At 53.9% G+C, this 22,404-nt stretch carries 19 protein-coding genes; 5 read left to right on the top strand and 14 right to left on the bottom strand.

All coding sequences use genetic code 11. The features are described 5' to 3' along the window. Positions 1 to 192: hypothetical protein (locus tag KIH86_RS05350; protein WP_223110334.1), on the top strand; the 192-nt coding region annotated here is incomplete at its 5' end. A 652-nt stretch (positions 193 to 844) separates the two neighbouring features. Here KIH86_RS05350 and KIH86_RS05345 read toward each other — a convergent pair. Both KIH86_RS05345 and KIH86_RS05340 read right to left on the bottom strand, forming a co-directional pair. Continuing rightward, complete coding sequence (locus KIH86_RS05345) at positions 845 to 1,393, bottom strand: NAD(P)H-dependent oxidoreductase (RefSeq protein ID WP_223086875.1); 549 nt, start codon at positions 1,391 to 1,393, stop codon at positions 845 to 847. Between the two features lie 26 nt (positions 1,394 to 1,419). Beyond that, positions 1,420 to 2,286, bottom strand: coding sequence for an aldo/keto reductase (locus KIH86_RS05340; RefSeq protein WP_223086872.1), 867 nt, complete (start codon positions 2,284 to 2,286; stop codon positions 1,420 to 1,422). Between the two features lie 140 nt (positions 2,287 to 2,426). Here KIH86_RS05340 and KIH86_RS05335 point away from each other — a divergent pair, with 140 nt between their 5' ends. After that, positions 2,427 to 3,335, top strand: a complete 909-nt coding sequence (locus KIH86_RS05335) for a LysR family transcriptional regulator (RefSeq protein WP_223086870.1) — start codon at positions 2,427 to 2,429, stop codon at positions 3,333 to 3,335. Positions 3,336 to 3,442: 107 nt separating this feature from the next. Here the strand turns inward: KIH86_RS05335 and KIH86_RS05330 are convergent, their stop codons facing one another. Then, positions 3,443 to 6,499, bottom strand: coding sequence for a starch-binding protein (locus KIH86_RS05330; protein WP_223086867.1), 3,057 nt, complete (start codon positions 6,497 to 6,499; stop codon positions 3,443 to 3,445). Between the two features lie 599 nt (positions 6,500 to 7,098). Here KIH86_RS05330 and KIH86_RS05325 point away from each other — a divergent pair. Further along, a complete protein-coding gene (locus KIH86_RS05325; RefSeq protein ID WP_223086865.1) occupies positions 7,099 to 8,364 on the top strand; it encodes an alkaline phosphatase in 1,266 nt (421 codons plus the stop codon). Positions 8,365 to 8,461: 97 nt separating this feature from the next. Here the strand turns inward: KIH86_RS05325 and KIH86_RS05320 are convergent, their stop codons facing one another. From KIH86_RS05320 to KIH86_RS05305, 4 genes are all read right to left on the bottom strand, one after another. Beyond that, positions 8,462 to 9,346: an AraC family transcriptional regulator gene (locus tag KIH86_RS05320; protein WP_223086863.1), complete on the bottom strand. Its 885-nt coding sequence runs from the start codon at positions 9,344 to 9,346 to the stop codon at positions 8,462 to 8,464. A 182-nt stretch (positions 9,347 to 9,528) separates the two neighbouring features. Further along, the gene (locus KIH86_RS05315; RefSeq protein ID WP_235775269.1) at positions 9,529 to 10,662 is read right to left on the bottom strand and encodes a glycosyl transferase; all 1,134 of its coding nucleotides are present in this window, start codon (positions 10,660 to 10,662) and stop codon (positions 9,529 to 9,531) included. A gap of 16 nt (positions 10,663 to 10,678) precedes the next feature. Continuing rightward, positions 10,679 to 11,836 carry a glycosyltransferase family 4 protein gene (locus KIH86_RS05310; RefSeq protein ID WP_223086860.1) on the bottom strand — a complete coding sequence of 386 codons (1,158 nt, stop codon included), beginning with the start codon at positions 11,834 to 11,836 and terminating at the stop codon, positions 10,679 to 10,681. 180 nt (positions 11,837 to 12,016) lie between these two features. Continuing rightward, positions 12,017 to 12,997, bottom strand: a complete 981-nt coding sequence (locus KIH86_RS05305; RefSeq protein ID WP_223086857.1) for an MTP-1 family protein — start codon at positions 12,995 to 12,997, stop codon at positions 12,017 to 12,019. 242 nt (positions 12,998 to 13,239) lie between these two features. Here KIH86_RS05305 and KIH86_RS05300 point away from each other — a divergent pair, with 242 nt between their 5' ends. Then, a complete protein-coding gene (locus tag KIH86_RS05300) occupies positions 13,240 to 14,649 on the top strand; it encodes an MATE family efflux transporter (RefSeq protein ID WP_223086855.1) in 1,410 nt (469 codons plus the stop codon). Between the two features lie 153 nt (positions 14,650 to 14,802). Here the strand turns inward: KIH86_RS05300 and KIH86_RS05295 are convergent, their stop codons facing one another. The 6 genes from KIH86_RS05295 to KIH86_RS05270 form a co-directional block, all read right to left on the bottom strand. Beyond that, positions 14,803 to 15,381, bottom strand: coding sequence for a polymer-forming cytoskeletal protein (locus tag KIH86_RS05295; RefSeq protein ID WP_223086852.1), 579 nt, complete (start codon positions 15,379 to 15,381; stop codon positions 14,803 to 14,805). Between the two features lie 160 nt (positions 15,382 to 15,541). Beyond that, entirely contained in the window at positions 15,542 to 16,093 is a 552-nt protein-coding gene (locus KIH86_RS05290; RefSeq protein ID WP_223086850.1) for a class I SAM-dependent methyltransferase, read from the bottom strand. A gap of 126 nt (positions 16,094 to 16,219) precedes the next feature. Continuing rightward, positions 16,220 to 17,695: a nicotinate phosphoribosyltransferase gene (locus KIH86_RS05285; RefSeq protein WP_407672239.1), complete on the bottom strand. Its 1,476-nt coding sequence runs from the start codon at positions 17,693 to 17,695 to the stop codon at positions 16,220 to 16,222. Between the two features lie 21 nt (positions 17,696 to 17,716). Then, a complete protein-coding gene (locus KIH86_RS05280) occupies positions 17,717 to 18,265 on the bottom strand; it encodes a cysteine hydrolase family protein (RefSeq protein WP_407672240.1) in 549 nt (182 codons plus the stop codon). 74 nt (positions 18,266 to 18,339) lie between these two features. Then, on the bottom strand, positions 18,340 to 19,116 hold the full coding sequence (locus KIH86_RS05275; protein ID WP_223086844.1) for an NUDIX hydrolase: 777 nt from the start codon (positions 19,114 to 19,116) through the stop codon (positions 18,340 to 18,342). An 83-nt stretch (positions 19,117 to 19,199) separates the two neighbouring features. Beyond that, the gene (locus KIH86_RS05270; protein WP_235775268.1) at positions 19,200 to 20,306 is read right to left on the bottom strand and encodes a GIY-YIG nuclease family protein; all 1,107 of its coding nucleotides are present in this window, start codon (positions 20,304 to 20,306) and stop codon (positions 19,200 to 19,202) included. 153 nt (positions 20,307 to 20,459) lie between these two features. Here KIH86_RS05270 and KIH86_RS05265 point away from each other — a divergent pair, with 153 nt between their 5' ends. Beyond that, complete coding sequence (locus KIH86_RS05265; RefSeq protein WP_223086842.1) at positions 20,460 to 20,678, top strand: cysteine-rich CWC family protein; 219 nt, start codon at positions 20,460 to 20,462, stop codon at positions 20,676 to 20,678. A 174-nt stretch (positions 20,679 to 20,852) separates the two neighbouring features. On the opposite strand, the gene KIH86_RS05260 is transcribed toward KIH86_RS05265, so the two are convergent. Beyond that, the gene (locus KIH86_RS05260; protein WP_223086839.1) at positions 20,853 to 22,370 is read right to left on the bottom strand and encodes an amino acid permease; all 1,518 of its coding nucleotides are present in this window, start codon (positions 22,368 to 22,370) and stop codon (positions 20,853 to 20,855) included. Between the last annotated feature and the right edge of the window lie 34 nt (positions 22,371 to 22,404).

The raw sequence follows: 22,404 nt of genomic DNA, 5'->3' as shown, positions 1-22,404 counted from the left end.
ATAAATGCTCTTGTTTACCCTTGTCATGTACACACGCGCCATAAATTTCGTGGGATAGAACTGGGAAGGATGGTGTATGCTCCTCCAATACGCGAAAGGCTTAGAGCAGCTGGTGCAGTGGATGAAATTTCATTTAATATAATGCAGCTATTCCATTCTTGTCATCCTGATAAGGGAATGCGTAATTATTAAAACCATCGCCTCTCATTAAGGTTGAACTCATGAGACTTGTATCATAGATATCATTTAATCCCCAACAATGTCCCATTTCATGAGCAATGGTTTCTTGGCGTTGTATTGCTGTAATATTGTTAAACGGGGGACGTATTGAAATCTGCTTCCAATCGGAAGTGCCTATTCTTGATGTACTAGCTACAGCACCCGTATTAACCGTTTAGTATGTAATATAAGCTTCTGCATAGTCAAGATCATAACTTCTGTATGTTTGAACTTCCGGCAAACTGTCCCAATTATCATAGCCACTTACGACATCGCTAGAGTTGGGTACTGTTGAAGAAATATATACGGATACTGTCGTTGGATCATCATATACCCAATTCCAATCCAAATCATATCCATATGCAGTTAATGGAAGTGCAAAGGACATAGCTAACATTTATTCATTTATTTTACATTAACAAAACTCAACATTTATATCCTATTATGGAAAAAATACTACGTCTCCCATTTTACTGCCATTGGCAACCGGGCGCACACGCAGAGCAGCGCTTCTCCAATAACAGGAGAAGCGCTGCTCTGCTGACTTTTACAGTTCTAAAATTGAAAGGCGGCCGTCTCAACAAGTAGAATTTCTACTTCTGGGACAGCCCCTTAATACATCATGTTATTGGATGATTTCCAAAGCTACGGGCTGTGCTGTAGCCAAATGCTCAATATAAGCTTTTCGGCTCGCAGCCAGTTGCTCATCGGTCACATTTCGCGCGTCATTCAGAATGAACGGGGGCAAATAGCTCGCATGGACATGATAAGCCAAAGCCTGGATCGGCTTGGTGTAATCATGCAGGGTGAACAGATTGTAGGCGCCGGGCTGGTACGAATCCGCAGGGCCGCCCGTCGAAATGGCGATTCCGATTTCCTTGCCGCTAAGATGCTCGCCGCCGGGGCCATATGCCCAGCCTAGTTCCAGTACCTGATCGAACCATTGCTTAAGCAGTGAAGGCGTACTGTACCAATATAACGGGTATTGAAAAATAATCCGGTCATGGCTGTCCAGCAGCTGCTGTTCCCGCCGGACATCGATGTCTCCATCCGGATATATCCCGTACAGCGAATGAATCGTAACATTCTCCTGAGCTTGCAGCTCCTCCGCCCATGAGCGGTTGATCCGGGAAGCCTGCAAATCCGGGTGAGCGATGATCACCAGTGTTCTCATAAATTCTCCTCCTATCCAGACTCTGCTTATATTAGATTGGAAAGCTCGGCGAAATCCGCGTCGCTAAGCGTAATACCAGCTGCTTCGATATTCTCTTCCAAATGCGCCACAGACGAGGTGCCGGGAATCGGCAGCACAACCTTCGAGCGCTTCAGCAGCCAGGCAAGCGCCAGCTGCGAAGGCTTCGCACCAAGCCGCTTGGACAGCGTATCCAGCTTGCCGCCCTCCTTCGCCAGAGCGCCAGTCGCGAGCGGGAACCAGGGGATGAAGGCCAGGTTATGGGACTCGGCGTACTCCAGAACCGGCTCGGCGGTACGCTGGGATAAGTTGTACAGATTTTGTACGGATACGATTTTGGCGTATTGGCTCGCTTCCTCCAGCTGCTCTACCGACACTTCGCTAAGGCCGATATGCCGGATCTTCCCTTCCTGCTGAAGCAGGGTCAGCTCGCCCAGCTGCTCCGCCAGCGGAACCTTCGGATCGATCCGATGCAGTTGTAACAGGTCAATCGTCTCCAGACCGAGGTTGCGCAAATTCAGTTCCGTCTGCTGCCGCAAATATTCCGGACGGCCTACCGGACGCCAGTCATTCGGGCCAGAGCGGGTCAGACCTACCTTGGTTGCAATAATCAGGCCGTCCCGGTACGGATGCAGCGCCTGCCGGATGTATTTGTCCGCGATGAACGGACCGTAGGAATCCGCGGTATCGATGAAATTAACGCCGAGCTCCACCGCGCGCCGCAGCACCCGCACCGCTTCTTCGGGGTCCCGGGGCTCTCCCCAAATACCGGGACCCGTCAGCTGCATGGCTCCATAGCCCAGGCGGTTCACCTTGAGATCGCCGCCGATTGTGAACGTGCCGGATTCCTCTGCCGCCTTATTGTTAACTGTCATGCTCAAACCTCCCTTTTTCGATTGAAATACGTTGATTCTTCGATGTTAGTTTACAACTATTTACACATCACGTAAAATGAATAAAAATGATGTTATGATTCGTTCTGACTGATAGTTATAGAGATGAAGGAGCTGATCGTATGGAAAGCAATGAGCTGCGCATATTCCGGGCGGTAGCGGTGGAAGGCAGCATTACCAAAGCGGCGGCCAGCCTTGGCTACGTACAGTCCAATGTTACAGCCCGAATCCAGCAGCTGGAGGCGGAGCTGGGAACACCCCTCTTCTACAGGCAGCGGGGAATGATTCTGACTCCGGCGGGCGAGAAGCTGTTGACCTACGCCGAGCAGATTCTGCACTTGCTGGATGTTGCTTCCCGCTTCTTAAGCGAACCCGACACCCCTTCCGGCTCACTGGCCATTGGCGCCTATCACAGCATTTCTTCTCTGCATCTGCCGAATGTGCTGGCGGAGTATCATCATGCCTACCCCGACGTGGATTTGTCGCTGTTCACGGGATCGGCGGATGATCTTCTGTACAAAGTGCTCCATTATGAGCTTGACGGCGCTTTTGTGAAGCTTCCGTCTATGGACAATGACGATCTCATCAAAGAGCTGGAGATCAAGGAAGAGCTTGTCATCGTCTCCCGTCCCGAGTACAAGGATGCTCAAAGTGCATATGGCAGGCCCTTTCTCATGAGCTCGGATGGCTGCCCGAACCGGAATCAGCTGGAACGCTGGCTGAAATTTAACGGTGTCAGCAAGGTCCGGTATATGGAATTTAATCATGTGGACTCGATCATTCAGGGCGTGCTCGCCGATCTTGGAGTCTCCTTCATTCCCCGTTCCGCTATTAAGTATTACGAGGATAAGGGACTGCTGAAATCTTTTCCAGTTCCGGCCCAGTTCGGCTCAACCCGAACCTTCTTCATCCGGCGGAAAGGTGCCATGAAGACGGAGGCGCTGTCCCGATTTATCGATTTGATTCATAGTGCGAAGGCGTATCATGTTCCATTGACCGTCCAGCCGGAGTGGAATGAGGTTAGTGTGTAAGCCTATGGGGATTAATTCGCTAATGTAAAAAGGGGCGCTAACGAAGAGTTAGCGTCCCTTTTCCCTTTGCATTGAAGATAATTCATCTAATTGCTGCCCGGAAAAACTTAAGGCTTGGTCGTCGTAATCACGCCGTCTTTGATCCACGAATTCTGGGTAACCAGATATCCGCGCTGCTGGGAGGCAGGGGTCTGCTGGCCGTTTGAATTAAAGATCACGTAGGCTTGACTCCAGTTGCTGATTGTGTAAGAATACCAGCCGTCGCCCTCATTCGTCATCGCGCTGCCCGGCCAGGCGCCTCCGGTCTTCGTTGGCGAGACGGAATCATCATAGTAATAGATGTTCGGCGTTCCCCAAGCGGACGGCTTATAGAAATGTACGGTGAACGATGGCGTAGTCTGCTTCGTGAACGTGAAGGTCTTGGTCGTCGTCTTGCTGGCATTGGCAGCCGTAACGGTCAGCGTATAGACTGTTCCCGAGGCCGCCCCCGCTCCGATCGTAACTTTCTGTCCTGAAGCGAGCGAAGCGGAAGCACTGTCGTTCAGCGTATACGAAGCCGAAGTGGCATTGCTGTAAGTTACGGTAACATCCAGACTATCTGTCGTAAATATGCCTTCCGCCTTATCGATCGTGATCGTCGGCGCTACCACATCCGGGTTGGACGTAGTAATCACACCGTCCTTGATCCAAGATTCTCCGGTTACGGAGTATCCCGCCTGCTGGGCCGCAGGAACCTGATTGCTTCCGGAGTTGAAGATGACCTTAGCCGTGCTCCACCCCGAAATGGAATACGAATACCAGCCGTTACCTTCGCTGGTCATGGCGGTTCCCGGCCATGCTGCTCCGATCTTCGTCGGCGTTACAGTGTCGTCGTAGTAATAAATGTTCGGAGTTCCCCAACTGGACGGTTTGTAATAGTGAACGGTAAGAGCCTGAGCCGTCTGCTTCGTGAACGTGAAGGTCTTGGTGGTTGTCGTGCTGGCGTTGGAAGCCGTGACGGTCAGCGTATAGGTCGTTCCGGAAGCTGCGCCCGCTCCAAATGAAATTTTCTGTCCTGAAGTGAGCGAAGCGGAAGCGCTGCCGTTCAGTGTGTACGAAGCCGATGTCGCATTGCTGAACGTTACGGTTACATCTTGGCTATCTGACGTAAATGCGCCTTCAGCCTTGTCGATCGTAATCGTCGGCTCGACAACATCCGGGTTGGACGTGTAGATCACACCGTCCTTGATCCAGGCTTCACCGGTAACGGAGTATCCCGCTTGCTGGGCGGCTGGCATCTGATTGCTGCCCGAGTTGAAAATGATCTTGGCTTTTGTCCAGCCTGCGATAGAGTATGAGTACCAGCTGCCCGTTTCGCTGGTCATTGCGGTTCCCGGCCATGCCGCTCCAATCTTCGTCGGTGTTACGGTGTCGTCATAGTAATAAATGTTCGGCGTTCCCCAACTGGACGGTTTGTAATAATGGACAACCAGCGCGGCATTGGGGTCGGTTTTGACATACGTATAAGTCTTGACCGTCGTGCCTGCGGCATTGGCTGCTGTTACTTTCAGTGCAAACGAGGTGCCAAAGGCGGCGCCAGCGCCGAGATTGACAGTTGTGCTCAACGTAAAGGATACCGAAGTTCCGTTGTTAACCGAATAACTGGCACTGTCTGCATTCGTTGCGCTGACGTTGACTGCCAGCGAATCGGTAGTAAAGGCGCCTTCAGCCTTATCGACTGTAACGGTAGGAACCGGCTGGACCGCGTTGTACAGGACAGCGATTTTGCCTCCGCCGAGATTGCCGGTGATTTTGCCGCCCGATACGGTGAAGGTTCCGCCTGCGCTCGCCTTGTTCACATAAGTTCCATCCGCAAGACTCGTCGTGGAATTGATAGAGGCATCACCGCCAAGATTAACGATCGTCGTACCGACGGTACCGCGGTCAACCAGCAGAATCTGGCTGCCCTGCGTTCTCAAATACTCCGTCTGTCCGACCATGGCATTGTGGAATTTGTTGACGGCGGCGATATCCGGGTCCTGCCACAGTGTGCTGCCAGTCTGTCCCAGGGCAGTACCGAACTTGCCGCTGCCGCCCGGACGGTCAAAGAACAGCGAAGTTGTCTGGGCGCGGGACGCGATGATCGCCCATCCCGTCTTGATCTGCCAATCATTCAGTCCGGTCGATTCATTGCTGTCGTTGGCGTAGGTATCATGGGATTCGACCCAGGTGACAAGCTTGGACGGGCTGACGTTGTTCGCATCGTAGGACAGAGCCGAGCTGGCGTTGGCCGTCGTGCCGAAGCCTACCGCATTGCGGATATTATGGCCGTAGTTGGGAGCTGCAAGATTGATATAGTTGGCGTAATCTGCAAAACGGTCCGCCCCGCCCTGCAGAACCTCCCCGTAAATGTACAGGTTCGAGCGGTTGTTCAGCGAACCCAGTACCCGGGTCCAGAAGTTGGAGCCTCCGGAATCGTCCGGCAGCTCGATATGCTTGGCGGCGTCGAACCGGAATCCGTCGGCACCGAGCGAGACAGCGTCATTCAGGAACGAGATGACCATGTTCTGCAGATCCTGATTGCCGGTGTTCAGGTCGGGAAGGCCGATGCCCCATTGGGTAACCTGCCAGCGGTTATTGTAATCGCTAATACCTTTGGCTTCATGCCAGAAGCTCGAATTGTTCCGCATAACCGGATCGACATTGGATGCCGGCGTATAGGTCAGGCTGCCGCCGCCTGCATTGGCGGTATGATTGGCAACCACATCCACAATGATGCTGATGCCGTACTTGTGAGCTTCCGTACACAGCTGCTGGAATTGGTCACGGCTGCCAAGCTGCGTGTTGCCTACGGAGAAATAAGTCGGCTGATAGAGCAGCCACCACTTGCTTCCCTCCGTTGATGACTCCTTCGTCGGTTGAATCGGCGAAGTCTGAATTGACTTGAAGCCCGCGGCCGCTATCGCCGGAAGGTTATTTTTAATATTGTCAAATGACCAGTTCCACGCATGAAAAATTACTCCGTCCGCTGTCTTGGCAGGCAGACCGTAATCGACCGCCGCCGCTTGGGCGGTTGGAACGCTTACAAGAGTGCTTTGACTTGGAGTTACCGGAAATCCGAGTGATTGAAGCAGCAGAACGACAAACAGCAGAAAACTGAATAACGGTTTTACTTTCTTCTTCATGTCATACCCCTTACCTATTATATTTTTACCCGCTTTCCTTGCGGAGAGCGTGAGTAAACGATAGGAAGCCTTATAATTCAGATAACAACTTATGTATACGTTTGCATAATTGAAACTGCTGAGAACCTCGTTAAATATCTTGCTGATATCATTGAGAATCCTGCCGAACATCTATAGTGCTGAATTAACAGTCAACTGAATGATCCGCTTCATCTTGTTCGCACTCACGCCGCTCCGAAGTCCCCTGCTTGTGCAACTCCACTTGCGCAAACGTTTGCTCTTTGTTCAAAAAAAATAGCTCACCATCAATACGGAAGCGCTATCAAAGAGAATCATGTTGAAATTAGTCCTATTATGCCATCACATGTCGAAGCCGTCAATAGATCTTCTCGATCTCATTAATAACAGGACTTTATTCCTATTCTCCATTCTGCATTTTTACTTGGTCCAGGACTGCGGTACGACAGCAGTTAATACCGAAAATGGAATGGCTATAACCTCCCCGCCCTTTAACCATATTTGCGAATTCCGAAAACATTCTCTTAATCTATCTCTTCTACGATAGGAGAGGAAATCAACCACATACTAGGAGGAGAAACATGAAATCGGGGAAAATGTTTGGTATTAAATCTGTAATTGCCGGAACTGCGGCAACCGCTCTGCTCCTGTCGGGAACTTTTGCGGCACAAGACACCAAGCAGGCGGAAGCTGCTACTTCCAAGACGAAGAACGTCATTCTGTTTGTGGGAGACGGAATGGGAATGGCGCAGCGGGACGCGATCCGGCTCGCTACGGTCGGAGAATCGGGCAAGCTGGCCATGGACGCCATGCCTTTCGCCGGCCTGATTCATACTAGCTCCACTGAACCGGTTACAGACTCGGCTGCTTCGGCTACCGCTTATGCCAGCGGTGTCAAGACATACAATGGAGCGATCGGTGTCGATGCCAACAAGAAATCCGTGAAGACGATTATGGAATATGCCAAGGATGCAGGCAAGTCGACCGGCGTCGTGACGACCAGCCAGGTGACCGACGCCACCGGCGCAGCGTTCGGCGCTCATGTCGATGACCGCTCCAAGCAGAGCGATATCGCCTTGCAGTACCTGACCAAGAGCAAGCTGGATGTGATCCTCGGGGGCGGGGAAGACTTCTGGTATCCGGCAGGCGACGCCGGTAAATTCAAGGACACCCCGGCTGAAGATCCTTCGGAGAAGAGCAAGGGCACACAGGGCAATCTGGTTACAAAAGCCAAGCAGCTTGGCTATACGTATGTCTCCACCAAAGCGGACATGAAAAAGGTGAAGAGCGGCAAGCTGCTCGGCCTGTTCGCGAACGAAGAAATGTTCCAACAAAATGAAGAAGGCAAGGGCGACATCTACAATCCGGTCGTCTCCCTCTCTGAAATGACCCAGACGGCCATCACTACACTCTCGACGAACAAAAAGGGCTTCTTCCTTATGGTTGAAGAAGAAGGCACTGACGAATTCGCCCATAAGAACAACGCGAAAATGACGATCAAATCCGGCCAGGAGCTGGACAAGGCCGTTCAGGTCGCCAAAAACTTTGCGAGCAAGAATCCCGATACGCTCGTGCTTGTCCTGGCCGACCATGAAACCGGCGGCTTCTCCATCGAGGAAGTGAACGCGGACGATGAATCCGGCGACGGCATCTCCAAGGAAGACGGTCCTTTCGCGATCGCGAATTCCAAGCTGAACTTCGTCGTGGACTGGACAACCTCCGGCCACACCGCCGTTGACATTCCGGTTACCGCAACGGGCCGTAATGCCAACCTGTTCACCGGCATCTTCGAGAACACGGAAGTCTTCGACAAGCTGATGCAGTCGATGGGACTTAAAGCCAAGTAATTCCGGCTCAGGCATCTCCCGATCCAGCTAATAGGGCTCTTCTCCGTCTTCTGACGGAGAGAGCCCTTTTTGCGCATATGTCCATTGCCGCTGCATTTTAATCTTTGCTGTCCCGTGGACTTACCGGAATCCATATCTCGCTCCGGAATGCCGGTGAAGATGTATCTTTGCTTTCGTTCCAGAGCATTTCCGGCCCTTCCGCCTGCTGATATGAGGATGCCGGGAACCACTCCGAATAAATTCTTCCCCAGACATTCTGCAGGGCATCGGGGAACGACCCGACCGCTTCGAAGACGGCCCATGTTCCGGCAGGCACCGCCAGCACGGTTAAGTCTCCGGGAACTTCGCTAACGGTTGCAACGCCGATATAATGATCCAGTTCCCCCTTCTCCTCCATCCGGCCTTCCGAGAAGCTCGTTGAGGCGCTGATCAGGCCATGCGGAGCGGTGTCAGACAATGACTTCAACCGTTCAATTGCCGGCAGATCCAGGCTCTGCCACATCGCCGCAATATCGGGATTCACTCCGCTGAATACAATGGGAACTCTCTTATAAATCCCGGCAATGCGGAAGGCCCCCTTCTCCTCAATCCGGTAGTTCATTTCGCTTCCTCCTCTGATCGTCAATTGAAAGGACATTCGGGGCCAGGCTTTGAGGGGCTGCCCTTTGCTTCTGGCCTCCGACGGCGTCAAGCCGTGAAATTGCTGGAACGCTTTGGCAAAAGCATCCGGAGACTGATAGCCGTACTTCAGCGCAATATCGATGATTCGCCCATCGCTCTGCTGAAGCTCGAATCCCGCCAGCGTCAGACGTCTTCGCCGGATATATTCCGAGAGCGGAATCCCGGACAGGAAGCTGAACATTCGTTTGAAATGATAATCCGTGCACAGCGCTACCCTCGCGGCCTCCTTGAAATCGATGTTCTCCGTCAGCCGGTCCTCAATGTATGACATCGCCTCATTCATGCCTTCCAGCATATTCATTCTGATCCCTCCCTCCTTCAGTCTTAGAGTAGCAGATTGTATGTAAGCCGACCCGTCTATAGGCGATCACGTTTGGCGGGGTCCCGATTTGAAGCGAGGGCACACGAGCGCAGTTCCCAGCCCAAAAAGGACCCCGCAGCCCAAGTCTGCGGAGTCCTCTGTAGCCTTATTCAGAACACAACTTACTTCAAGACCGTTCGCTGCTCTACAGAAGCCCTCCCTGTACCGCGTTCGAGCTGCTTCAGTTCTGCGACCTCGAGATAAATCGCTTCGGTCAGCACATAGGCCAGCGTCGACTCCGCTCCCCTGTTCTGGTTCGGGCCATCCGGCGTCAGCCCGTCGCAGCAGCTGCCGTCTGACGGATCGGCCAGAGGGACGCCGCAGTCGTTCGCGCCGAAGAACCATTCCCGGCAGCGGTGGACCGTATCGGCGTCACGTTCCAGACGCTGCACGCGGTAAGCCTCGGAAGCAGCCAGCGCCAGCTTCATCACCTCCAGCGGCTGCTGGTCCCAGAGGCTGAAGTGGTCCGGACCAGCCCAACCGTCGTTGCCGATCGGCCGGACCCATCCTTCCGGAGCCGTCATACGCTCGGTCAGGAAATCGAGCGATTCGCGGGCCACGACCAGCGATTCCGGACGGCCTCCGGCCTGAGCCGTGAGCCACAGAGACCACGGCAGCACGCCGTTGCCGTAGCTCAACATCGGCTCGAACCAGCGCCATCCCTTTCGGGAGGACTGGCTGTAGCTCCGCAGCAGATTGCCCTCCAGCCAGTCGAAGCGCTGCTTCAGCTGCAGCCGCTTGGCGAACGCAGACTTATCCATGAGGATAGGTTCCGCGTCCGAGAGAAGGAGCTTGGCATAAGCCGCCAGCGTATAAGCCCAGCCTCGCGGGAAGCTAAGCTGCTCCGTCCTTGCGGCGGCGGCGCCCAAAATATGCTCCGCAGCGATGCGGATGCTGTCCGGCATGCCGCTGCTCCACAGCACCGAAGCAGCCCAGAATGTTCGCCCGAAGCAGTCGTCGGAAGGGGGCTCCATCTCCTTCTGCCGATCATAAGCGAAGTTATTGTGGAAGCTTCCATCCCTGTTCTGAGCCCAGAGAAGAAAAGCGGTATAGATGTCGGCCAGAGCCTCCCACTCCCGGCGCTCTTCTTCGGAAGCGTGCGGAATCCAGGCGACGCATGCCCACAGAGCCCGGGAGTTGTCATCGGTGGTATATCCTTCATTACGGCGCGGGATACGCCCCAGCGCATGCTCGAGCATACCGCAGCCGTCGGTAAGCCGTCTCATATGTGATGGACTGACGCTCTGCGCTTTCACTCGGAATCAACCTCCCTTAGTTCGCTCTAAGCAGCGGCGCCGCCAGCGAACTGAACATCTCCAGATGCAGACGGCCGACCGAAGGCCAGTTCATTGAGGCTCCGAGCGCAGCCATTCGGCACTCTGCCTGACGCAGATTATCTTCATCGGCCAGAATACGGCACATGCCTTCAGACCATGAAGGAATATCTCCAGGCTGGATCAGCAGCTCCGGATAATCCGAGAGCAGATCCTTCGCATAGGCATACGGCGTGCTCAGCACCGGCCGGCCGAGGCCGACGGCATAGGCCAGCGTGCCGCTCGTAATCTGCTGCAGCCCCGGATAGGGCGTAACATACAGATCACAGGCTGACAGCAGGCCAGCCAGCTCGTCTTCCTCAACGTAGCGGTCGATCATCGCCACATTGTTCTCTAGACCCAGATCGCGGACAAGGGACATCAGCTCCTCGCGATACGATTCCCCCTCGGTTTTCCGAACCTCCGGATGGGTCTGTCCCACAATCGTATAGAGCGTTTCCGGAACCTCACGGACGACTTCAGGAAGCGATTTAATGACCGTTTCGAGCCCTTTTCCCCTGCCCAGAAGACCAAAGGTCATCAGGATCTTATGTCCGTCCCATCCCATCACCTTCCGGTATGCTTCCCGTCTTCCGGGCAAAGGAGAAGGGGTTCCGTGAGGAACATATTTGATTTTACCAAGAGGAATGCCATAAGACCGGTTCAGGTATTCCTTCGCCTTCCGGTTCATGACGAGAATAAGATCGCTTCTGCGGGCGATTCTTTCCTGGATACTGGAATAAGGCTCTTCCGGCTTCTCGAACACCGTGTGAAAGGTTACGGCAAGCGGCTTGTCCAGATTCTCCACGAGATCCAGGACGTAGGAACCGGCTTCTCCTCCGAAAATGCCGAATTCATGCTGAAGGGAGACAACGCCGATATCGCTTCCGTTCAGGCGTTCAGCCAGCTTGGTGTAAGCGGCCCGGTTGTCCTTGGGAACCTCGCGTACATCCGGATCATTATAAGCGATCAGGCTGCCGCCCGGTTTGATGGCGAAGACCGGATCTTTTCCTTTCCATCCCTTTGCCTGGCTGATACTCTGCCGGAGATGGTGAGTATACGTGGCAATACCGCATTTTTGCGGCACGTAGGTTCCGATATAAGCTATGCGGGTCATTTTATCCAGCCTCCTCTTATATTTGATGACTACGGTGCAAATAGGGTAGATGGAACCACAACTCCAGTGTAGAAAAAGCAGAAAAAGAAGCCGTTACATCCCGCTTTCGGGCAACTTCTTCTTTTCCTCATAGATAAAACTTAAACCAATTTTGCATTTTTCCAACATTAAATTAACTAACTAATAGAAATTCACAGGTGTAATGACGCTCCGGTCAAGGGCCTCCAGACGCAGAAAAGGGTCCGGAATCTTCAGGCAGTGCGCCTCAGCATCGCTGATTCCGGCATACAGAATGGCGGTGCCGTCATCGCTGCGGACAAGTCCGCCGCTGAATACGACATCGGTCAAATCAGGACGCTTGGAGGGGCCGAGATCGAAGTTGCTCCGCACCGCGATGACCTCGATGTCCGTGAAGGCTCCGGTATCCGGATCGAGGGCGAAGACCATGGGATAGTATCCCCGATTACCGTCCATATCAAATCTCGCAATATGCCCCAGCACGCCGATTAGTCCGTTTGCGAGCATTCGCGCTTCATTGACACCGCCCCATTCGGTCTCGATGAACTGCTCCTCCAGAAGCGGAGCCTCCGCAATCAGCTCGACCGTCAGTTCTTCAAGTGAACGCACAATGACGAAGCCGATCTTGCCGCGGCCTCCCTTCACACCCTGCGGGCGGGTAAAGACGCCGATCCGGCCGTCGTTCAGTTCAACCAGACGAAGATCCTTCATCCCGTCGGGACCGACAAAGAAAGGCATGAGCATGCGGACGGAAGATCCCCGGTAGAATACAGTCCGCCACAGGAGTGCGCCCGGCTCCGCTGGGTTCGGGAACGTCTGCACACCGCCCAGCACAAGCTCGCCTCCAATGCAGCTGAAGAACGGGTCCTGCATCGGGAAGACCGGCCCGTCTTCCATCGGTGTCCAGATTCCGCTCCGTTCGTTGAAGAAGACGATGTTGGATTCCTCGCTGTCTCTTTCCTCAACTCTTCCCGCGATCGTCCATTCCCCGTTGTCCTTGAAGGGTGCGGTGATGTTATACACATCCCTCCCGTCCACGCTGTTAAACTCCAGCTTCTTCTTGTCCAGCACACGCATTTTTTTGACATGAAAATCCTGCAGTAGGATATCACAGGTCATTCCGGTACGTCTGACTCTCAGCATAGCTCTTCTCCTCCGTGATGGTATGTGTATGTTGGTCTCATGATGTTCAATAAACGTCTGACCTGAAAACTAACCGGATTTATAACCATAAAATCACGGTAAACTCCAATCCTGTTTTTTGAAAAATGAAATCTATCTATGTAATTTTGATTAATTTTTCATGAAACTTGATGATTTTCTGATACTGATATGCTACGATACCCCTAATTTGAACTTAAGGTTAAATGGAGGTTGTAACAACTATGTCTGCTGACGCGGTACAAGCGGAGGTTTCTTCGGGCGGCAAATCGATGAATCTCGCGCGGCTTACATGGCCTATTTTTCTGGAAGTCTTTCTGTTTATGCTGATGGGCAGTGTCGATACCTTCATGCTCAGCTCGGTTTCTGACGATGCCGTATCGGGTGTCGGCGCAGCCAACCAGATCATCACAATCGCAATTCTCGTCCTTGAAGTCATCGGCAACGGTGCGGCAATCGTTGTGGCTCAGTATTTGGGCTCCAAAAAGCCAGGCGAAGCCGCAAAAGTAACGGGTAACGCCATCACGCTAAATCTGGCCGTTGGTGTCGTGTTGAGCGCTGTCCTGCTTCTCTTCGGAAGACACATACTGGGCATCCTTCATGTAGAGGGCGATATCCTCGCATACTCCAGTACGTATTTGCATATCGTAGGCGGCGGCATCTTCCTTCAAGCGCTGATCAACGCGCTGGCCGCAACCATTCGAACCCATGGCTTCACCAAGGAGACTATGGGCGTTTCCTTTCTGATGAATGTTATTCATGTGGTTGGTAACTATGCACTTATATTCGGCCATTTCGGCCTGCCGGCGCTGGGCGTGGAAGGTGCGGCGATTTCGACCATAGGCAGCCGGCTGATCTGTCTGCTGATCTTCTTCTGGCTGCTGTATCGGGTCATGGAGGTCCGGGTAGCCTGGACGTACTATCTTCATCTCTCGAAGAATTATGTCCTTAAAATCCTGCGGATCGGCATTCCGGCCGCCATGGAATCGATGCTGTATCAAATGTGCCAGCTCGTCTTCACGATGTATGTAACCTATTTGGGCGCTGAAGCGATGGCTACCCGCCAGTATGCGCTCAACATTTCGAACTATATCTATCTGTTCAGTGTGGCGGTCGCCGTCGGCACCTCCATCATCGTAGGGCATTTGATCGGCGCCAAGCGACAGAATGAAGCGTTCAGCCGGGTAAGATCCAGTGTGAAAGGCGCACTGCTTGTAACGGTTTTGATCGACATTGTCGTCATTCTGTTTCGCAAGCCGCTCATGGGAATCTTCACCGACAATCCGGACATTATCCGTATGGGCGCTCAGGTTCTGCTCCTCAGCATTCTGCTGGAAACGGGCCGTACCGTCAATATGATCGTGATCGGTTCACTCCGGGCAGCCGGAGACGCGAAGCTCCCGGTATATATGGGCATTCTGTCCATGGTCTGCATGAGCCTGCCGGTTGGCTATTTGTTCGTATTCAAGCTTCACATGGGACTCGTCGGCATTTGGCTCGCAATCGCACTCGACGAATGGACGCGGGCGGTCATTATGCTGTTCCGCTGGAGAAGCCGGGCCTGGGAGCGCTACTCCCTGGTTGACCATGACAGCGGTGATCCCGCCCCTGCCGCCGCTTCTGCGACCCAATAATTGATTCGCAACGATGAACGCCCCTGCGGTTATCATACTGTCCGCGGGGGCGTTCTTGTATTTCAATAATCTTTGCTGCACAGTAAAAAGCCTGCCGGCTATCCTCTCTGTTGAGAGGAGCCGGCAGGCTTATTCATTCGGTTACCCGAAAAATTATTGTGCGGAAGTTGTTCCTGTTACTTTGCCTTCGATCTTGGCGGAGTTCTGAACATCGGCATTCGCGTAAGTCAGGTTGCCATCGATCGTAGCGTCTTTGTACAGGTTGAAGCCGTTGGCTTCTACGAATACGTCGCCCTTAACTGTGCCGCCTTGAATGCGAAGGTTCTCACTCTTAACCGTCAGCTTCGGAACTGTCAGCGTATACTGAGCCGTTACTTTGTGATCGGCGTCTTGTGCGTACAGCGCGATTTTGCGGTAGATATCCTTGGAAGAATCATTCTTGTCATGGAATTCGCCGGCAACGGTAACTTCACCGTCAACCGTCAGATCGTTCAGTACAGCGATGATCCAGGTTCCGCTCTCGCTTACGGCTGTCTTGAACGCATCACCCTGGTTCACGATGGAAGCGGTCGTCGTTGCGTCAGCTGCAGCAGATGCGGCAGGAGCAGTCGTTGCAGCTGCGCTGGCTGCAGGAGCTGCAGATTCAGAAGCGCTGTTATTGTTGTTGGACCCACATCCAGACAGCAGAGCTGCGGCAAGTCCGGCTACCAGAAAACCTTTAACTACTTTCATTTTCCTTAACCCCCTAATTTGTTTCTACAAAAAATTATATATAAAACTTAAAGAAAATCAAGTGATTTATTTCACTTAAGCGTTTTAATTTTCTATATTTCTCCTGAATTCATGTATCATCAATAAAGAAAATTTATAGATTTAGTTATTTTACCATTTTTTAGTATTCCGAAATATGAAGAGATTTCCTGGCGTCTATGATAATTGACACCATCCCGAGCGAATTCCGGCTGTTTCTTGTGTCGAATCGGAAGGAGCGTCCGATTTTTCCATCATGCTCATTCCAGTAGTTGTAGTGAAAAATACCCGCTTCGTCGCAGTATTCCAGCAGCTCCACATGAAATCCCGCCTGTTCGAATACCTTCTTGAACGTTACGTAGTCGTATACGATTTTGTGGGAATACGCAGGATGGTCCGCAGGTCCGGGACCACCGATCTGAACGATGTGCTGGTATGCCTCATTTCGAAAATTGGCATCCGGTACTGCGCAGCGTATATAGCCGCCTGGCTGCAGATAATCGTAGCAATTCCGGGCAGCAGCCATCCCCTCTTCCAGCGTCATATGCTCCCACACATGTTCAGCCAGCATGGCCTCAATGCTGTTCTCTGTATAGCTGGCAAAATGGCGGCGCTCCAGTACGTTAAACTGCTCTTCCTGCGTGCTGATCCAGCCGTCCTGCGTCATGTTCCCCGCACCGATTATGATCTTCATTCTGTGATATTTCCCTCCCTTCTATGCACATCGAATTCTGCTGCATCAAATTCTTAAGCCGCCATACATCCCCATCCGTCCGCATCCTGAGCAACCCGCTAGCCGTTTACCAGCTGGAATCGCATATTACCGGGACATCTTCTCCGCGACCTTCTTCTTCACTTCTTCGATCATCGCCATTTTGTTGTTCCAACACGCCTGGCTGAGATCGACCGGATATTCCTCGGCATTCAGCGTGCGCTTGTACTCATCCCACAGCAGATTCAGATTGTCTCTGGCGAATGATTGAATTTCTTGAATCGACGGCAGCTCATAGATCAGCTCCCCATGCTCGAAGATCGCCTTGTGCAGCTCGCGGGCTTCAAAGTTCGCCACGAATTTGGCGATGTAGGTATGGACCGGATGGAACATCTTCAAATGCTCTTCGTCCTGCGGACGCTCATGGGCAAGCGCGATATAATCGCCTTCCGATTTGCCGCTCCCCTTATTGATGATGCGGTACACTTTCTTGAGACCGGGCGTCGAAATTTTCTCCGGATTGGCGCTGATCTTGATTGTGTCCTTCATCTCGCCATTCTCATCTTCGATCGTGATCAGCTTGTAGACTGCCCCGAGCGCCGGCTGGTCGTACGCAGTGATCAGTTTCGTGCCGATCCCCCACACATCGATCCGGGCACCCTGCATCTTGAGGTTTACAATTGTCGCCTCGTCGAGATCGTTGGTGGCGTATATTTTGGCGTCCGGAAATCCGGCTTCATCCAGCAGCTTGCGGGCTTCCTTCGAGAGATAAGCGAGATCCCCGCTGTCGAGACGAATTCCTTTAAACGAAATCCGATCCCCCATCTCTGATGCGACACGGATAGCGGCCGGAACGCCCGATTTGAGCGTATCATAGGTGTCGACCAGGAAGACGCAGTCCGTATGAGTCTCCGCATATTTGCGGAAAGCGGTATAATCGTCGGAGTATGCCTGAACCATGGCATGAGCGTGCGTGCCGACTGTCGGGATACCGAACAGCTTGCCGGCTCGGACATTGGAGGTGGATTCGAAGCCACCTATGTAAGCCGATCTCGCTCCCCAGATCGCGGCATCCATCTCCTGTGCTCTCCGGGTACCGAACTCCATTGTCAACGCGTCTCCGGTCACTTGCTTGACCCGCGAAGCCTTGGTAGCAATCAGGGTCTGATAATTGACGATATTAAGCAGAGCAGTCTCGATCAACTGTGCTTCTGCCAGCGGCGCCTCCACGCGGAGAATCGGTTCGTTTGGAAAAACCAGCTCTCCTTCGCGCATGGAAGCCAGCGTACCGGTGAAGGAGATGGTTTTTAGATAAGCCAGAAACTCCTCGCTGTACCCGTCTTCCTTCAAATAGGCCAGATCGCTGTCCGAGAAGCGAAACTGCTCCAGATAACGCACCACCCGCTCAAGCCCGGCAAATACGGCGTAACCGTTGCTGAAGGGCAGCTTGCGGAAATAAGCTTCAAAGACGGCTTTGCGGTTGTGGATGTTATCTCTCCAATAGGTCTCCACCATATTGATTTGATATTTATCGGTATGCAGCGTCAGGCTGTCGTCGGGAAAAAGAAAGGTCATCTGTGTCATGCGTATCTCCTCCTTAAGAAGTTATCTGATTTCTGCGCCGAGCGATCCGGGAAAATGACGGAGCGCCCAGAGATGTCCCTCAGCGTCAAAGCTGGCTACCGCGTCCCGGTACACGACGATGCGAAAGCCTTTGTTATAGGCGTCCACAGCCGTATGCAGCACACAGATATCGGTACAGACACCGACGAGATGCAGCTCTTCAATACCCTCCGCCCGGAGCCGGAGCTCCAGATCGGTTCCCGCGAACGCGCTGTACCGCGTCTTGTCCATGTAATACACCAGTGGATTGCCGAGGTTATCCTCGTACAGGTTCTTGAGCGAACCGTACAGGTCTCTTCCCTTCGTACCGGCGATATTATGCGGCGGGAATAACCGGTTCTCCGGATGATTCAAATCCTTCGGATCATGACGGTCGATTGCGAACACGACGAGATCGCCACCCTCAATAAACTCCCGTGTAATCTCCACCAGCCGCGATTCGATGGCCTGGCCCGGCTTGCCGCAGGTCAACGCCCCATCATCCGCCACAAAATCCACCGTATAGTCGATGTTAATCAGCGCTCTTCTCAACTGCTTCACCGTCATAAGTAACGCCTCCCTTTATACTTCTATCCTTCGTCTGATCCGTACTAACCGTGAATCCATCAGTAACGATCGCTGTATATGGAGTGGTGAAAGCCGGCTTCCACGAAACGGTACAGCTGCGTCGGCCTCCGCGAGGTCCGGTTGGTCTTCTTGTCATCCGCCTTCTCGATGAAGGGGAAGGATTTGATCTTCCGGGCAAAAGCCGCATCCAGAGCGACATAGGGTTGATCCGTCACCGTCATCAGCACGGCCTGCAGCTCCGAGTAAGTGAATTCCTCCGGCAGGAATTCCTGCGCAACCGTCGTCTGCAGCAGATCGCGGGTTATAACTCCGATCGCGTCCCTGATAATCGTCTCGTGGTCAAAGGCCAGGTCAAGGTCAAACACGTCTTTCACGGAAAAAAGCTCAACCGCGTCGGCATCGTCATTCGCCTGCCGCCCTGCGAGCTTATGCTCCGGGACGATGGCGTAATGCGCGTTCGTGATCATCCATCCGCGCGGGTCTCGCCCCGGCGCATCGTACACGCCGAAATGCTTGAGATGAATGTCCTCCACGCCCGTCTCCTCATACAGCTCCCTGAGCGCCGACTGGTAGGCAGTTTCGTCGGGAGCTACGAACCCGCCGGGCAGCGCCCATTTGCCTGCCTCGATATTCGGCTTGCCTTCGCTGTTCAGCATGCTTCGGCGGATCAGCATCATCTTCAAATCCATCAGTGGCGGCTTGTATTCCTCGGCCCGTGTGGACTGGATCGTGAATACCGCAATGTCTGCTGTATAACCATCCGGCGTCCGGTATTTCTTCACATCGTACTGCTGCAAGGCTTCTTCGTTCGACATATCCTCAGCTCCCAACTCATCATCATTTTTATTTAACAATTATCAATTTGTTAATTATATAATAAGGGAAAGAGACGCCCTTGTCAAGCGCCGTCTTCGGGCCAGCCGGATCTCAGAAAAACGCCGATTTCCTCGCGCAGGCTGCTGTCCCCTGCTCCCAGCCAATCGTCATGAATCTCCAGATGCCGGCAGGAGCTGCCTTTTAGGTAGCTGTAGATAATTTGGGCTTCATCGAATTCCTCCCTGCCGATCTCCTGCTCCGAAGTGGCAGCGACCTCCGCGAAGCCGGTCCGGATGATTTCTTCAACTTGTTCAGGCAGCTCATCCAGAACGGCAACATCGAATGTCTCGCTGTACAGAACGAGATTCCGCCGGATCAGGAACAGCTTGGCCAATTGTTCATCTATCCGCTCCATCACCAGGAGCTTCCGGTTCGCTTCCGCAAATCGGGCGACTTGTCGCTGACGCAGCAGGAAGCCGACGGAGCCCAGACAGTCCCTGTACCTGGCTGCGGCTTCAAAATCAAAGCGTTCTGCCGCTGCCACCATCTCGGCCTTGATCTCCTCCTCCAGGCTTCCGTCTTCTCCGGCAAGCAGCGCGGCAAAACGGCCGGTCAGGAGGTGATACTGCACCTCTGCTTCGCCTCCAAGGCAGGCCCCCCGGCATAAGCCGAGCGAATGATTCAGGCATGCAGAGCTGCCGGCAGCCGCGTGATTACAGGCGAGTCCGAAGCATTCGCGGAAATCCTGCACCGCCCGCTCTACAGAGCCCCGGCTCGACGTATATGGACCGAAGGCGCGCCAGCCCGGCTCTTCCGGCAAATCGGCGGACACCTTTATCCGCTTAAGTCCGGGTCCGGGACCAATGAGAATATAGGGATAGCCGAGCGGATTTTTCATTTTGCGGTTATACATCGGCTTTAATTCATGAATCAACCGGCATTCCAGCATGAACGCCTCGAATTCCGTATCCGTAACGCGATGTTCGAGGTCCCGGATATGCCCGACTAGCTTTTTGACCTTCGGAGAATGCGACTTGTTCTGATAGAAATAGGATTGCACTCTTTTCTTCAGGTTCTTGGATTTGCCGACATAGATAATATGTCCAAGCGAGTCTTTCATCAAATACACGCCCGGCAACTGGGGAAGGCTTGCGGCTTTCTCTTTCATGCTTGCGGATGTTCCTTCCATGCTTGACAATCTTCCTTCCATTAGCCTGGTTTCTAGTACTGTAAAGCGATCATAATTCACTCATTGCCACAGATCAAATACAATCCGGCACTTTCTGCCGCCTGGACGGATGATTTTTGATAGAATGTTAGGAGTGATTGGAGGAGGGATCGTATGAATAACGAACAACCGGAGGATGATCTGGACCGGTGCCCGATATGCGGCGAACGGAAGGTATGCGGTCGGCATTCGCAGGAAGGTGCGGAATGCTGGTGCATGAGCGAGACGTTTCCGCCGGGAATCTTTGAGCTTGTTCCGGAGGAACTGAGGGGCAAAGCCTGTATTTGCCGGAACTGCCTGAAGACTTATCAGGCGGGGCTTGCGATGAAGTGAGCCGGCTGGCCGACCGGCGAGGTGGCATTCAATTGAGCGATTATGACCGCGATAAAAATACCTGCTCGCAGCGCTTGCTCGCAGCGCAGAGCCGGGTAACAGCAAAGAGCCGCCGGGCCTGTGCACCCGGCGGCTCTTGCTCTCTGCTGATCCGGAACCGCCAGAGGCGGAGGATCAGCCCGGGTCCCGCCGCTGTCCGCTCCCTGCCGGCCCCTTATGCTCCGCATCCACGGGGCCGGTCAATTCTTCGGACAGCTCCGGCTGCGCCCGGCTAGCGAACGCGCCGGGCTGTACCCGGCGGGCGGCGTCTGCGCGGCGCGGCGCCCGGCCGAAGTAGCGTTTGCCAGCGTATATGCCGGCGAACAGGGCAACAAACAGCAGACCGGCTGCAAGTCCGCCGCCCTGCCCTGGAATAAGCGGCATGCTCACGATGACCGCTGCAAGGCTCAGCATGCCGATCCATGATGTGTAAGGAAAGCCTGGCAGAGCGCTTCTGTGCAGCCCGGCCCCCTCCGCCTTCTCTCTCCTCCGGCGAAGCCGATAGTGGCTGGCCATAATGGCGATGTATACGAACAGCATCGAGAAGCCGCCGGAGCTGAGCAGGAACAGATAGACGCCCTGCGGCAGCAGCAGGCCGAGACCGAGTCCAGTCAGCATGGCCGCCCCGGAGAACAGAATTCCCCGGTACGGCACATCGGTCTTGTCCCGCATCCAGGCCGGGGTATGGCCCTCGTCGGCAAGAGAGCGGAGCATCCGCCCCAGCCCGAAGATGGAAGCCAGCATCGTCGAGAGGATCGCCGATACCAGCACGATATCCATTACATTCCCGGCCCAGCCGAGTCCGTGCCGCGAGAGCGCCGTGACGAACGGACTCTCCTGCACCGTAACCGCCGATCCCGGGACTAGAAAGAACAGTCCAGCCATCGCTGACAAGAACAGCCCGACCAGGAGGATGATGGTCAGCCGGATTGCCTTCGGAATCCGCACCTTTGGATTCGCCGTCTCCGACGCCGCGAGGCCAAGCACCTCGAAGCCGGCGTAAGAGAACATCACGATCAGCATACTTCCGGCAATGGCGCCGATTCCTCCGGGCATCAGAGGCTGACCGGCAAGAACGCCGAAGCCCGCCGGGCCGGAGCGTGCATTACTGCCTGGCAGCCATGCGCCAAGCCCGGCGGTCAGCAGCACCGCCAGCACCACAAATGCGGCGACGGCCAGCAGCTTCACTGCCGCAAGGCTCGACTCCAGCTTGCTGAGCCGGTCGGCGCCGAGCAGATTAAGCAGCGTCATGGCAGCGATAATCCCCGCCTCCAGCAGACCTAGCGGAAGCCAGGGGAACCAGCCTCGGATCAGGATGGAAGCGGCTGTCGCTTCGCTCGACATCGCCAGCACAAGCCCGATCCAGTACACCCATCCTACCGTGAAGCCCGCGCCGGGGCCAAAAGCCTGCTCCGCATAGGTGCGGAATGATCCCGCCGCAGGATTCTCCACCGTCATCTCCGATAATGCGGTCAGAATCCAGTAGACCAGCACGCCGCCGATCATGTACGCGATCAGCACCGACGGTCCGGCGGCACGGATGGCGACCGCTGAACCGAGAAAGAACGAACCTCCGACTACCGTTCCCAGACCCAGCATCGCGAGCTGCCAGACCGACAGCCCTTTGCCCGGCTCTTTTTTGCCTTCTTCCATGGCACAGCCTCCAACAAATACATAGTTTTTGTTG

Origin of the sequence: Paenibacillus sinensis, from assembly GCF_019904155.1 — a bacterium.
Lineage (GTDB): Bacteria > Bacillota > Bacilli > Paenibacillales > Paenibacillaceae > Paenibacillus_AQ > Paenibacillus_AQ sinensis.
The sequence above is the reverse complement of the archived record's forward strand: the minus strand, read 5'-3'. Positions and strand labels throughout refer to the sequence as shown.

Bases quoted from the DNA above. Each gene is read 5' to 3' on its own strand.
- KIH86_RS05335 (WP_223086870.1), top strand. From the start codon at position 2,427: ATGGAAAGCAATGAGCTGCGCATATTCCGGGCGGTAGCGGTGGAAGGC.
- KIH86_RS05300 (WP_223086855.1), top strand. From the start codon at position 13,240: ATGTCTGCTGACGCGGTACAAGCGGAGGTTTCTTCGGGCGGCAAATCG.
- KIH86_RS05290 (WP_223086850.1), bottom strand. From the start codon at position 16,093: ATGAAGATCATAATCGGTGCGGGGAACATGACGCAGGACGGCTGGATC.
- KIH86_RS05320 (WP_223086863.1), bottom strand. From the start codon at position 9,346: ATGAATATGCTGGAAGGCATGAATGAGGCGATGTCATACATTGAGGAC.
- KIH86_RS05260 (WP_223086839.1), bottom strand. From the start codon at position 22,370: ATGGAAGAAGGCAAAAAAGAGCCGGGCAAAGGGCTGTCGGTCTGGCAG.
- KIH86_RS05310 (WP_223086860.1), bottom strand. From the start codon at position 11,836: ATGACCCGCATAGCTTATATCGGAACCTACGTGCCGCAAAAATGCGGT.
- KIH86_RS05265 (WP_223086842.1), top strand. From the start codon at position 20,460: ATGAATAACGAACAACCGGAGGATGATCTGGACCGGTGCCCGATATGC.
- KIH86_RS05295 (WP_223086852.1), bottom strand. From the start codon at position 15,381: ATGAAAGTAGTTAAAGGTTTTCTGGTAGCCGGACTTGCCGCAGCTCTG.
- KIH86_RS05325 (WP_223086865.1), top strand. From the start codon at position 7,099: ATGAAATCGGGGAAAATGTTTGGTATTAAATCTGTAATTGCCGGAACT.
- KIH86_RS05285 (WP_407672239.1), bottom strand. From the start codon at position 17,695: ATGACACAGATGACCTTTCTTTTTCCCGACGACAGCCTGACGCTGCAT.
- KIH86_RS05270 (WP_235775268.1), bottom strand. From the start codon at position 20,306: ATGGAAGGAACATCCGCAAGCATGAAAGAGAAAGCCGCAAGCCTTCCC.
- KIH86_RS05340 (WP_223086872.1), bottom strand. From the start codon at position 2,286: ATGACAGTTAACAATAAGGCGGCAGAGGAATCCGGCACGTTCACAATC.
- KIH86_RS05330 (WP_223086867.1), bottom strand. From the start codon at position 6,499: ATGAAGAAGAAAGTAAAACCGTTATTCAGTTTTCTGCTGTTTGTCGTT.
- KIH86_RS05345 (WP_223086875.1), bottom strand. From the start codon at position 1,393: ATGAGAACACTGGTGATCATCGCTCACCCGGATTTGCAGGCTTCCCGG.
- KIH86_RS05305 (WP_223086857.1), bottom strand. From the start codon at position 12,997: ATGCTGAGAGTCAGACGTACCGGAATGACCTGTGATATCCTACTGCAG.
- KIH86_RS05275 (WP_223086844.1), bottom strand. From the start codon at position 19,116: ATGTCGAACGAAGAAGCCTTGCAGCAGTACGATGTGAAGAAATACCGG.